We start from the raw sequence: 12,024 nt of genomic DNA, 5'->3' as shown, positions 1-12,024 counted from the left end.
TGAAAGCCCATTATCCGCAGATCTGCATTCAAAAAAATGAATTGCATTTTCCTTGTTCCCACAGGCCAATCCCCCTAAATCAATTAATCTTTTTTTTCAACTATAACCCCTATTTTTGCCCAAAATAATTATCAACCCAATGGCTTATAACTTATTAAAAGGAAAGAAGGGTATCATATTTGGTGCATTGGATGAAAATTCCATTGCTTGGGCAACTGCACTTCGCTGTGTGGAAGAGGGTGCTGAAATCGTGTTGACAAATGCACCTATCGCTTTACGTATGGGGGAAATCAACAAACTGGCGGAAATTACCAACGCCCCTGTAATACCAGCGGATGTGACCAACCTTGATGACCTGAACAATCTGTTCACTAAATCCATGGAGCATTTTGGCGGTAAAATCGATTTCGTACTGCACTCTGTAGGTATGAGCCTCAATGTGCGTAAAGGAAAGCCCTATACTGACCTCGACTACGACTTCTCCCATAAAACTTTCGATATCTCAGCAATGTCTCTTCACCGTGTGCTGCAAACAGCTTATAAACTGGATGCCCTGAATGAATGGGCTTCTGTAGTAGCATTGACTTATATCGCTGCACAGCGCGTATTCCCTGATTATAGCGAGATGGCTGATGCAAAAGCACTGCTGGAATCAGTGGCACGCAGTTTCGGTTACCACTACGGTGTAAGCAAAAAAGTACGTATCAATACTATTTCTCAGTCACCTACCCGTACTACTGCCGGTAGTGGTGTGAAAGGTTTTGATGGCTTCATCAACTATGCAGAACAAATGAGTCCATTGGGAAATGCATCTGCAAAGCAATGTGCTGACTATACCGTATCACTGTTCTCCGATCTGACCAGAATGGTGACCATGCAGAACCTGTTCCATGACGGTGGATTCTCTTCTACCGGAGTAACCATGGATGTAATGCTGCAAATGGAAAAATAAGATAGTACGATCCAAAAATAATAGCCATGAAAGTGAATAATTTTATTCGCTTTCATGGCTTTCTGTTTACGCTGAAATGTATCCCACAAAAATAGCATTCTCTTTAACTGGCGTGGATTTGCGCGTTTTTTTGCCCTTTGTATAAATACAAAAAAAGCCGGTCCTTCAATGAAGGAGCGGCTTGAAATTTTTTAGCATAGGCAAATTTGCTGAGGCAACAATAAATGGAATATCTATGCGCTAATATTCGTCTTCATTAAAGAAGAAGTCATCCTGTGACGGATAATCAGACCAGATATCTTCTATTCCCTCGTAAATTTCACCTTCGTCTTCCAGTTCCTGAAGATTTTCAATCACTTCAATTGGTGCACCGGAACGGATGGCGTAATCAATTAATTCGTCTTTAGTAGCTGGCCATGGAGCATCCTCCAGGTATGAAGCTAATTCTAAGGTCCAGTACATGTTATTGAAATTTTTACTGTCTTAAATTTTGGCAAAAGTATTATTTAATTTGAAATAAACAACTATTACTATCTTAACGGTGAATTACTTTTATTCAAGTATGCTGACCGCACGCAATCTTACCAAAAATTATTCCAACTTACCCGTATTGAAGGGAGTGGATGTAACTGTGAACAAAGGGGAGATCGTTACAATCGTAGGATCTTCCGGAGCCGGGAAAAGTACCCTGCTGCACATTCTGGGTACCCTGGATACGCCTACCTCCGGTGAGGTATGGCTGAACGATGTGAACCTGACAGCCCTGAAGGGCAATGCCCTGGCTGATTTCCGTAACCGGCACATGGGGTTCATTTTCCAGTTCCACCATCTTTTACCTGAATTTACCGCAATAGAAAATGTTTGTGTTCCGGGTTTTATAGCCGGTAGCAACAAAAATGAGGTCAAAAAAAGGGCCGCTTTTTTGCTGGAAACTTTAGGCTTGGGTCATAGAATGGACCATAAGCCTAATGAACTGTCTGGTGGAGAGCAGCAAAGGGTGGCAGTAGCCAGGGCACTGATCAATAACCCGGATATCGTGATGGCCGATGAGCCGACCGGAAACCTGGATTCGCACAATGCCCGGGAGCTGCATCAGTTGTTTTTCCAGCTGAGAGACCAGTTTCAGCAGACGTTTATCATCGTAACCCACAATGAAGAGCTGGCACCCCTCAGTGACAGGCAACTGGTGATGAAGGACGGAAAGATGCTCTAAAATCTATCTTTATGTCATTTAAGATTTACACCAAAACCGGAGATAAAGGACAAACTTCCCTGATCGGAGGTACTAAAGTTTCCAAGGGTAGTCTGCGCATTGATGCTTATGGCACCGTAGATGAACTCAATTCATTTATTGGCCTGGTAAGTGATCATATTTCTTTTGATGAAGAAATGGTCGCTTTCCTGCGCGAAATACAGGATCGGTTATTTACAGTGGGAGCTTCGCTGGCCTGTGATCCCGAAAAAGACATCAAAATGCGGATTCCCGACCTGTATGAGAAAGATGTGCAGGCCCTGGAAATGAGCATTGATACCATGAATGAGGAGCTGCCGGAAATGAAATCATTCATTCTGCCCGGTGGGCATGTGGCAGTATCTACCGCTCATGTAGCCCGCTGTGTATGCAGGAGGGCAGAGCGGCTGTGTGTGGGTTTGCAGGAAAATGAAGAGTTTATAGCACCATTGGTACTGCAATATTTAAACCGGCTGAGCGATCATCTTTTCGTGTTGGCAAGATGGATAGGTCACCGGTTGAAGGTAGAAGAAATTAAGTGGACACCGAGGGTATAATGCAGGCATCCCGTTTAGCAGGCCCTGACCCAGGGCCTCGCCTTTAGCAGCTCTTTAAATGCTGGGTGGAACCTTTGAGGGGTACCCTTAGGCTTTCACCAATAAAGCATCCTCCACAGACCTGTCTGATTCGATCAGACCATCTCTGAGACGGACAATTCTCCTGGCATGCGCGGCAATATCCTCCTCGTGCGTAACGAGTACAACCGTATTTCCTGAAGCATGGATCTGTCCAAAGATCTCCATGATTTCTATAGAAGTCTTGGTATCAAGGTTACCGGTCGGCTCATCCGCCAGTATCAGGGAAGGATCATTTACCAGTGCCCGGGCAATTGCCACACGCTGGCACTGACCACCGGAGAGTTCATTGGGTTTATGTTTATATCGCTCCCCCAAGCCTACCTTCTCCAGCATATGAATTGCTTTTTCCTCTCTTTCTTTCTTGCCGATGCCGGCATAGATCAGGGGTACAGCCACATTTTCGTAGGCTGTAAGGCGCGGCATAAGGTTAAACTGCTGGAATACGAAACCAATTTCTTTATTCCGTACCCTGGCCAGGTCATCATCTTCCATTGTGCTCACGTCATGACCATTGAGAATGTATTTCCCGCTGGTAGGGGTATCGAGTGCCCCCAGCATATTCATAAGTGTAGACTTTCCGGAGCCGGAAGGCCCCATCAGGGCGACATATTCATTCTTAAAAATGTCCATGTTAATACCTTTCAGCACGAGCAGTTCATTGGAACCAATGAAATAGCTTTTACGGATCTCTTCTAAATGGATGACGGAATGTGGGCGCATACGTACAGTATTAAATACAAGATGATTTCCTTGGATGTGTGCCTTTGGCTGGGTATAAGGATTACTTTTTGATCACTTTAGGAACTTTAAAGTATTGATCATTAGCAGCAGGTGCATTTTGTAAGCCTTCTTCCCGGCTGATGGAAGGAACAACTTTATCCTCACGATACACATTACGATCAGCAGTCATGTGCAATATTGGCTGAACCTCAGAGGTATCGAGCTCATTCAGTTTTTCCACGAAGGTGATCATTCGCTGGAGATCTCCCTGAATGGATGTTTTTTCCTCCGGTGTAAATTCAAGTCTTGCCAGGTCTGCTAACTGATCTACCAGTTGTTCGTTCACTTCCATAAGTCAAATTAAATGAAAAGATAATAAAATATTTATTAAACCGGCGTTAAAGTTACTGAAAAACTGGCTTCTGCCGAAGGCGGAAGCCAGTTTTTAAATGCCCCCGGCTTCTAAGAATTTCCTAAATTGCACCCCATTATGGCAAACAAAGAGATAGTAGTAAGCGGTATCCGCTCTACGGGTTTTTTACACTTAGGTAATTATTTCGGCGCAATCCGCAATTATGTAAAGATGCAGGAGGCCTATAACTGTTATTTTTTCGTAGCAGACTGGCATTCCCTGACTACCCATCCTGATCCCAAAGACCTGCGTGGCAATGTTTACCGCGTATTGGCTGAAAATATAGCTTCGGGCCTCGACCCCGAAAAAGTAGCGCTCTATGTACAGAGCGATATCCCTGAGATCGCAGAATTATACCTGCTGCTCAATATGTTAGCCTATAAAGGTGAACTGGAAAAAGTACCTACATTTAAAGACAAGGTGCGTTTGAACCCGGACAATGTAAATGCCGGTTTGCTCACTTACCCTGTACTCATGAGTGCCGATATCCTCGTGCACCGTGGTGTAAAGGTGCCGGTAGGTAAAGACCAGGAACAACACCTGGAAATGGCCCGCAACTACGCACAGCGTTTTAACAATCGCTATGGCCATTTATTCCCTGAACCAGTACCATTTAATTTCGGCGATGACCTGATCAAAATTCCAAGCCTGGATGGCAATGGAAAAATGAGTAAAAGCGAAAACCAGATGGCCACTTTGTATCTCTCTGACAGTGATGAACTGATTATGAAGAAATTGAAAAGTGCTAAATCTGCCACAGGTACAGAAGAGGGTGGAGGCATGCCGGAAGCTGTGGCAAACCTCTTCAGCCTCATGGAGCAGGTATCTACGCCGGATGTTATTACTCATTTCCGGAAAACATTCGAGGATGGCAGCATTCGTTATGGCGACATGAAAAAGCAATTGGGAGAGGATATGTGTAAATTTATTGCACCAATCCGTGAAAAAGCTCATTCGTTGCAGGAAGATCCCGCCTACCTGAACAAGATCATGAAGCACGGTGCTGAAAAAGCGAGAGAAAGTGCGGCACAGACTTTGCAGCAAGCGAGAAAACTCATCGGAATTAACTACTACTGATCATAAAGAAGGAACCGCAACATTTTTAGGGTGATAATCAGATAAAATTGTAAATTATAGGTTATCACCTTATAGTAGTTGCTGCTCACAGGCTTCAAATTTATGATTAGTGACCTCGATACAACATGGCAAAAAATAACAAGCTCAAACACATCGCGATAGCCGGAAACATTGGTGCCGGTAAGACTACACTTACTGAAATGCTGGCAAAGCATTACAAATGGGATCCACAGTTCGAAGATGTAGAGCACAATCCATATCTTAATGATTTCTATGAAGATATGCCCCGTTGGTCTTTCAACCTCCAGGTGTATTTCCTTCACGGAAGATTGAAACAACTACTTGATATTCAGAATGGCAATGACATTGTAATTCAGGATCGTACCATATACGAAGATGCACACATCTTTGCTCCCAACCTCTACGAGATGGGGCTCATGACAAAGCGTGACTTTGACAACTATTTTAATTTCTTCGAGACGCTGAAATCCATGGTAAAACCACCGGATCTGCTCATCTACCTGAAAGCTTCTGTACCTACCCTGGTAGCACAGATCCAGAAGAGAGGAAGAGAGTATGAAGAAAATATCCGTTTAGACTACCTGAAGCGACTGAATGAATATTATAATAATTGGATCGAAAGATATACGGAAGGTCCTTTACTGATCATTGATATCGATAAGAATAAATTTCCGGATAGTGATGAGGATTTAGGAGAAATTATTTCTAAGATAGATTCACAGCTGCACGGGCTGTTCTAATAAGCCGGCGATAGTTTGAATTATTTTTCAGCACCGCAGGCTACACGAAAAAAAATGTCTCATACCGAAGGTGTGAGACATTTTTTTTTCGTAACTTCTATACCATGAAATCCATTGTTGTTACCATATATTGCACCTGCTGGTGCATGCTAACTATCTGTGCACAACCTACTGCAGGTACCTATAGCAAACATCATCAACGATTATTTACCGCACTGCAAAACCAGGCTGCACTTAGCTGGCTGAAAGCCACCACTATCGGTGTAAATACAGAACGACGTTTTTCATTAAACGCCCTCAGTATCCATACCCTTGCTATCGCCTTTCCCACGCATTCCGGTACCTTCGCAGGTTTCCTGAAACAGACTGGTTTTCGTGCTTATCACGAGCAGTTATTGGGCCTTGCCTATAGTCATAATGTGGGAGGAAAATGTAGTGCAGGCATGCAGGTAAATTACCTGAACACAAGCACCCTGGGATATGGTAGCACGCATTCGCTCACCGCAGAAGCAGGTACCTTATTGCAAATCACACCGCAACTCTTTGCAGGTGTCCACGCTTTTAATCCGGTAAACACGCCGGCACTACCCGTCATCCTCTCAGCAGGCTTAGGTTACGAAGCAAGTGAAAGCTGCTTGTTCAGCACCGCCCTGATCCAGCAGGAAGGCCTTCCGCCTGCATTTAAAGTCATGTGTGAATACGCATTCATTCCACAGTTCCTCATGGAATTAGATTGGTGCAATGATCCATTGCAAAGAAATATGGCAGTGTCTTTTGAACTGAAAAAACTATTCATAAAAGTATACGCCGCGCATCATCCACAATTAGGTTTTTCACCCGGAGCAACGATCATATGGCAGGTTTAAAAATATTAATATTGTTACTGTTGCCATTACTCTCATTTGCAAGGCAGGAAGATGATCTGGTGAATGATGACATGCAATGGCAGCAACTGGAAATTTACAGAAAACAGCCCTTATCTCTGAATAATGCCGATGTCGTAGAACTAACTTCATTAGGCTTATTAACAAGCTTACAGATAGATGAATTGGTCGCGTACAAAAAACAATTCGGAAAACTTTTAAGCATCTATGAACTGCAGGCAGTACCCGGGTTTGATGAAACTACTATTCAGTTAATCTTACCTTACGTAACAGTCGCTGAGGATCCTAAAATCATACAGGGAGAGCACACCTTTTTAGTGCGTAATAATCTGGTAAAATATCGTTCATCTACAATAGGTGTTCAACTCAAAAAGGACAATTATAGTGCTTATTATTTCATTAAAAACCATCGAAAAATAAAAGCACTTGCTATCGGTGATTTTACCGTAAATATGGGCCAGGGTTTAATCAACTGGCAGGCATACGCACTGGGTAAAAATGGCATGATCACACATATCAAGCGGGAAGGAGAAATCATCAGGGGGTCTACATCCTCCGGTGTAAACAGGGGAGCTGCCATAACCTTACAACATGGTCGTCTGGAAACGACAGCTATTATTTCTGTAAGCCAAATTGGTGCTAACATTGTTTACAAATTACCACAGGCACACCTAAGTATCAATTGGCTCAATCAAAGCATAGGACTGGATTACGCCATCTCTTTACGCAACTATCATTTCTTCGGAGAGCTGGCAGTCAATCACAAAAAAGCAATCATTACAGGTATGCTGGCAAGTATAGGAAAGATCGCAGACCTTGCCCTGTTTTACAGAAATTATAACACAGCCTATATACCACTGCACGCAAATGCAATGGCGGAAAACTCTCGCCCTGTCAATGAAGAAGGACTATACACCGGTATCAGTATTCATACGCTTAAACACTGGCAACTGGATGCTTATGCAGATGTCTTTCACTTTCCATGGCTCCAATACAGAACCACTGCTCCTGCAGACGGACAGGAATTATTTGCGGCGTTGACCTACACCCCTGATAAAGAAACACGGCTTTATTTTCGTTATCAATTCAAACAGAAATTCCAACAATCAAAATCGGATGTTTTTCTCCCGCCAATGATGAAAACCACCCATGAAAATTATAGATTCCAACTTTCATTATCCCCATCCAAAGGCCTGACCTGGAAAATGAGAATCGAAGCAAATACCTGGCAGGATGAGAACGGTAATCAATATGGTGGGCTATACCAGCAGGAACTTGTTTACCAGCTACCAAACTGGCCACTGCGCTGCTCTTTGAACTATATCTGGTATAGTACACAGGGAACAGACACCCGTTTTTATATTCCTGACAGAGGTGTATTATACGATTACAATTTATCACAGCTATATGGCAAAGGTGCCAGGCAAAGTTGTACACTCAGGTGGAAAAAAGGCCGGCATTTACAAGCCTGGACAAGGCTGGAAGCAGGAGGTCCGGTTACCTTACAAGTGACATATGTCATTTGATAAAAACAAAATAATATCACCTTCCTATCAAGGTAAATGTTTCATAATATCTTAAAAAAGAACAAAAATCTGATTACAAAATCAACAATTCAGTCAAAAAACGCTAAAGTGTCGCATGAATAGAAGTGTTATCGAATGTTAAAATTTCTTCTATAGAATATTGCAAATAATTTGCATACATATGAAAAAAAATTACCTTCTTAAAAAAAGGTTAAACTTTTCTTGGTGGTGAGTAAAATTTTTCTCTAAATTGTGCTCTTCAACCAAGATCTAAATCGTAATTATGAAAGAGGCCAGCAGCTTTTTATCCTGTTTACATTTTAGGAATTATTTGTCAACCTGTGTACCGCGGTATAGCAGTATGCTTTTGCTTATGAACTAGGATAAGATTCATTCTGTGCTTCAAACTACCATCCAGGTTCTTGCCGCCTTCATCCCGGATGGTACTTTTAAAAAACAACAACAACTAAATCGTAAAAATCTAAATCGTAATAATAACACACTGTGTTCTGATTCAACTTATTGTACTAGGGAAACCTAACTAAATTTTACTGTCAACAGCAGGGGAACCTATTGTAATTTTTTTATTGTCAACTAAAATCTAAATCGTTTATGAAAAGAGCGTTACTCTTTTTCACCATGCTCATGGTGAGTGTAACCCTGACGTATGCGCAACAGCGCCAGGTTACAGGAAAAGTCACCGGTCCGGACGGTTCACCTATACCATTTGCCACTGTACAAATCAAAGGAACAAACACTGGAACAACCACAGATCAGGATGGATTTTTCAAACTGAATGCAAAACCAGATGCCGTATTGATGGTGCGTAGCGTAGGTTACATTTCCCAGAATATTCCGGTAGGTTCCGGTAATGTCAATGTTGCGTTGAAATCTGATGACCAAAACCTCCAGGAAGTTGTAGTAACTGCCCTCAACGTAAAAAGAAACAAGAACGAACTGCCTTATTCCGCACAAACAGTAGCTGCCGAAGAATTAAACAGAACAAGAGATGCAAACATTACTACCTCTCTGGCTGGTAAAGTGTCAGGTCTCGAAATTCGAAAGAATAATACCCTGGGTGGTTCTACCAATATCGTACTGCGTGGTGCCAAATCCCTGAAAGGTAATAACCAGGCCCTCTTTGTAGTAGATGGTGTGCCTATTGATAACTCTAATACCAATAACGACGATCAGTTGAAAGGGTTGGGTGGTTATGACTATGGTAATGCTGCTGCCGATATCAACCCTGACGATGTAGAAAATGTGAGCGTACTGAAAGGTGCCGCCGCAACTGCATTGTACGGTTCCCGTGCTTCAAACGGTGTGGTAATGATCACTACCAAAAAAGGTTCAAGAGGCTTAGGTGTTACTTTCAATACAGGTGTGAATGTTGGTAAATATGATCCTTCAACTTTTGCAAAATATCAAAATAAATATGGTGCCGGTTATGGTACCGGATACGGTTCTCCTGATGGCTATTTTTACTACACCGATGTAAATGGTGATGGTATTGAAGACCGTGTAGTACCTATTACAGAAGATGCCTCTTATGGTGGTAAATTCGATCCAAGTCTGCAGGTATACCACTGGGATGCTTTCTACGATAAGTCTCCTAACTATATGAAAACCCGCCCATGGGTGGCAGCTACAAACAATCCAAGTGCAATGTTTGAAACTGCTGTAGGTACTAACAACAGTATCTCTATAGATGGTGCCAGCGATAAAGGTTATTTCAAACTGGGTTATTCTAAATTCATCGACAAAGGGATCATGCCTAACAGCCATATCGCTAAGGACCTGATCAACTTTGGTGCATCATACAATCTCTCCAGCAGATTAACAGCAAGCGCTTCCATCAACTCTACAATCATCGATGGTCTTGGTCGTTATGGAACAGGTTATGATTCCAAAAACCTGATGACCAACATGAGACAATGGTGGGAAACAAACGTAGATGTAAAAGAGCAGAAAGAAATGTACCTGGCTGAAAAGCGTAATATCACCTGGAACCAGGCAGATGTTGGTGCTCTCAATCCAATCTTCTGGGATAACCCTTACTGGACCAGGTATGAAAACTATGAAACAGATGGCCGTACCCGTCATTTCGGGAACATCAGCCTGAACTATAAAGCTGCTGACTGGTTAGATGTAGTAGGTCGTGTGTCACTGGATACTTATAATGAACATCAGGAAGAAAGATCCGCGATCGGCTCTATCGATGTATCAAAATTCAGTGAGTTCAAACGTTCATTCAGCGAGTATAACTACGACCTGATGCTGAACTTCAACAAGAACATCACACAGGACCTGAGCTTTAAAGGTATCTTGGGTGGTAACGTTCGCCAGACTAACATCAACTCTATTTTATCTTCTACTAACGGTGGTCTCCTCATCCCTCGTCTGTATGCCCTGCTGAACACGGCAAACCCAATGGAAGCACCAAAGGAAACGGCAAGCAGAGAAGAAGTAGATGGTGTATATGCTGCTGCTAACTTTGGCTTCAAAGAATTATTATTCCTGGATCTGACTATGAGAAGAGATCAGTCCTCCACACTCCCTAAAGGGAATAATAGTTACTACTATCCCTCTGCCTCTCTCGGTTTCGTATTCTCTAAACTGATACCACAGGCTACCTGGTTATCAAATGGTAAAGTAAGAGTAAACTGGGCACAGGTGGGTAATACAGCACCTGCATTATATACCCTGAATTACTACGATGTACCTACAGGGATCGATGGCGTTCCATTGGCATCTGTGGGTGGTACCAAGTATAATCCTGACCTGAAACCAGAAAAAACAAAGAGCTTCGAAACCGGTCTGGAAATGTCTTTCCTTAATAACCGTTTAGGTTTTGATGCGACTTACTACAGACAAAATACCGTGGACCAGATCGTTCCATTGCCTACGTCTACCAGCACTGGCTATGACTACAAGGTGATCAATGCTGGTAACATCCAGAACCAGGGTATAGAATTGTCTGTATTCGGTACACCAATCAAAACAAAAGACTTCTCCTGGACAATCAATGTGAACTGGTCACGTAACCGCAACAAGGTAGTAGACCTGCCTGGTATCGACAAACTGCAGCTGGGTGACTACCAGGGTGGTATCACTGTGAATGCAGTAAAAGGGCAACCTTATGGAACCATCACCGGTTCTGATTTCATCTACAAAGATGGACAGAAAGTAGTGGATGCAAATGGTTATTATGAAATCACCGGAACTTCTAACCACACGATTGGTAATGTAAATCCTGACTGGATTGGTAGCATTTCCAATACACTGAAATATAAAAACCTGGCCCTGAGCTTCCTGGTAGACGTTCGTCATGGTGGCGACATGTTCTCACTGGATATGTATTATGGTCTGGCAACAGGTCTCTTCCCTGAAACCGCACTGGTGAATGATCTTGGCAATGAGTCGAGAGCACCACTCAGCGAAGGTGGTGGTGTAATTCTGCCTGGCGTAACTGAAGATGGAAAACCAAATGCTACACGTATTGCAAACGAATATGGTACCTATGGTTACTATTACAATCCCGACAAAGCATTCGTGTACGATGCGAGCTATATCAAACTGCGTGAATTATCGCTGACATACTCTTTACCAATATCTGTGATCAGACATATCAATCCTTTCAAAGGAGTAGATTTTTCACTGACTGGTCGTAACCTCTGGATCATCCACAAGAACCTGCCTTATGCAGATCCTGATGATGCGCTTAGCTCCGGTAACTCACAAGGCTTTACAGTAGGTGCTTATCCTGCAGTAAGAACCTTCGGTGCTAACCTGAGATTACGTTTCTAATCAGTGAGATCAGATG

The 12,024-nt window shown here is 42.8% G+C and carries 11 protein-coding genes; 8 read left to right on the top strand and 3 right to left on the bottom strand.

The window, feature by feature from the left end; translation table 11 throughout:
- The first annotated feature begins 139 nt into the window (after positions 1-139).
- Complete coding sequence (locus tag U0033_RS14810; protein ID WP_072362681.1) at positions 140-952, top strand: enoyl-ACP reductase FabI; 813 nt, start codon at positions 140-142, stop codon at positions 950-952.
- A 240-nt stretch (positions 953-1,192) separates the two neighbouring features.
- Here the strand turns inward: U0033_RS14810 and U0033_RS14805 are convergent, their stop codons facing one another.
- Entirely contained in the window at positions 1,193-1,414 is a 222-nt protein-coding gene (locus tag U0033_RS14805) for a DUF2795 domain-containing protein (RefSeq protein WP_012794455.1), read from the bottom strand.
- Positions 1,415-1,514: 100 nt separating this feature from the next.
- On the opposite strand from U0033_RS14805, the gene U0033_RS14800 reads away from it, so the two are divergent.
- Together U0033_RS14800 and U0033_RS14795 are read left to right on the top strand one after the other, a co-directional pair.
- Positions 1,515-2,165, top strand: a complete 651-nt coding sequence (locus U0033_RS14800) for an ABC transporter ATP-binding protein (RefSeq protein WP_072362680.1) — start codon at positions 1,515-1,517, stop codon at positions 2,163-2,165.
- 11 nt (positions 2,166-2,176) lie between these two features.
- The gene (locus U0033_RS14795; RefSeq protein ID WP_072362679.1) at positions 2,177-2,740 is read left to right on the top strand and encodes a cob(I)yrinic acid a,c-diamide adenosyltransferase; all 564 of its coding nucleotides are present in this window, start codon (positions 2,177-2,179) and stop codon (positions 2,738-2,740) included.
- A gap of 87 nt (positions 2,741-2,827) precedes the next feature.
- Here U0033_RS14795 and U0033_RS14790 read toward each other — a convergent pair whose 3' ends face one another.
- Positions 2,828-3,541: an ABC transporter ATP-binding protein gene (locus U0033_RS14790; RefSeq protein ID WP_072362678.1), complete on the bottom strand. Its 714-nt coding sequence runs from the start codon at positions 3,539-3,541 to the stop codon at positions 2,828-2,830.
- Positions 3,542-3,602: 61 nt separating this feature from the next.
- The gene (gene gatC, locus U0033_RS14785; protein WP_072362677.1) at positions 3,603-3,893 is read right to left on the bottom strand and encodes an Asp-tRNA(Asn)/Glu-tRNA(Gln) amidotransferase subunit GatC; all 291 of its coding nucleotides are present in this window, start codon (positions 3,891-3,893) and stop codon (positions 3,603-3,605) included.
- A 138-nt stretch (positions 3,894-4,031) separates the two neighbouring features.
- On the opposite strand from gatC, the gene trpS reads away from it, so the two are divergent.
- From trpS to U0033_RS14760, 5 genes are all read left to right on the top strand, one after another.
- Positions 4,032-5,030: a tryptophan--tRNA ligase gene (gene trpS / locus U0033_RS14780; protein WP_072362676.1), complete on the top strand. Its 999-nt coding sequence runs from the start codon at positions 4,032-4,034 to the stop codon at positions 5,028-5,030.
- A gap of 125 nt (positions 5,031-5,155) precedes the next feature.
- Positions 5,156-5,791, top strand: coding sequence for a deoxynucleoside kinase (locus U0033_RS14775; protein ID WP_072362675.1), 636 nt, complete (start codon positions 5,156-5,158; stop codon positions 5,789-5,791).
- Positions 5,792-5,895: 104 nt separating this feature from the next.
- Positions 5,896-6,657 carry a hypothetical protein gene (locus U0033_RS14770; RefSeq protein ID WP_143150772.1) on the top strand — a complete coding sequence of 254 codons (762 nt, stop codon included), beginning with the start codon at positions 5,896-5,898 and terminating at the stop codon, positions 6,655-6,657.
- A 20-nt stretch (positions 6,658-6,677) separates the two neighbouring features.
- Complete coding sequence (locus tag U0033_RS14765) at positions 6,678-8,201, top strand: helix-hairpin-helix domain-containing protein (protein WP_177318630.1); 1,524 nt, start codon at positions 6,678-6,680, stop codon at positions 8,199-8,201.
- Positions 8,202-8,813: 612 nt separating this feature from the next.
- Positions 8,814-12,008, top strand: coding sequence for a SusC/RagA family TonB-linked outer membrane protein (locus U0033_RS14760; protein ID WP_072362672.1), 3,195 nt, complete (start codon positions 8,814-8,816; stop codon positions 12,006-12,008).
- Positions 12,009-12,024 lie beyond the last annotated feature (16 nt).

It is taken from the genome of Chitinophaga sancti (assembly GCF_034424315.1).
Classification (GTDB): Bacteria; Bacteroidota; Bacteroidia; order Chitinophagales; family Chitinophagaceae; genus Chitinophaga; species Chitinophaga sancti.
The sequence above is the reverse complement of the archived record's forward strand: the minus strand, read 5'-3'. Positions and strand labels throughout refer to the sequence as shown.

Coding starts and splice junctions, on each gene's coding strand:
- U0033_RS14800 (WP_072362680.1), top strand. CDS start 1,515: ATGCTGACCGCACGCAATCTTACCAAAAATTATTCCAACTTACCCGTA.
- U0033_RS14775 (WP_072362675.1), top strand. CDS start 5,156: ATGGCAAAAAATAACAAGCTCAAACACATCGCGATAGCCGGAAACATT.
- U0033_RS14760 (WP_072362672.1), top strand. CDS start 8,814: ATGAAAAGAGCGTTACTCTTTTTCACCATGCTCATGGTGAGTGTAACC.
- U0033_RS14810 (WP_072362681.1), top strand. CDS start 140: ATGGCTTATAACTTATTAAAAGGAAAGAAGGGTATCATATTTGGTGCA.
- U0033_RS14805 (WP_012794455.1), bottom strand. CDS start 1,414: ATGTACTGGACCTTAGAATTAGCTTCATACCTGGAGGATGCTCCATGG.
- U0033_RS14770 (WP_143150772.1), top strand. CDS start 5,896: ATGAAATCCATTGTTGTTACCATATATTGCACCTGCTGGTGCATGCTA.
- U0033_RS14790 (WP_072362678.1), bottom strand. CDS start 3,541: ATGCGCCCACATTCCGTCATCCATTTAGAAGAGATCCGTAAAAGCTAT.
- gatC (WP_072362677.1), bottom strand. CDS start 3,893: ATGGAAGTGAACGAACAACTGGTAGATCAGTTAGCAGACCTGGCAAGA.
- U0033_RS14795 (WP_072362679.1), top strand. CDS start 2,177: ATGTCATTTAAGATTTACACCAAAACCGGAGATAAAGGACAAACTTCC.
- trpS (WP_072362676.1), top strand. CDS start 4,032: ATGGCAAACAAAGAGATAGTAGTAAGCGGTATCCGCTCTACGGGTTTT.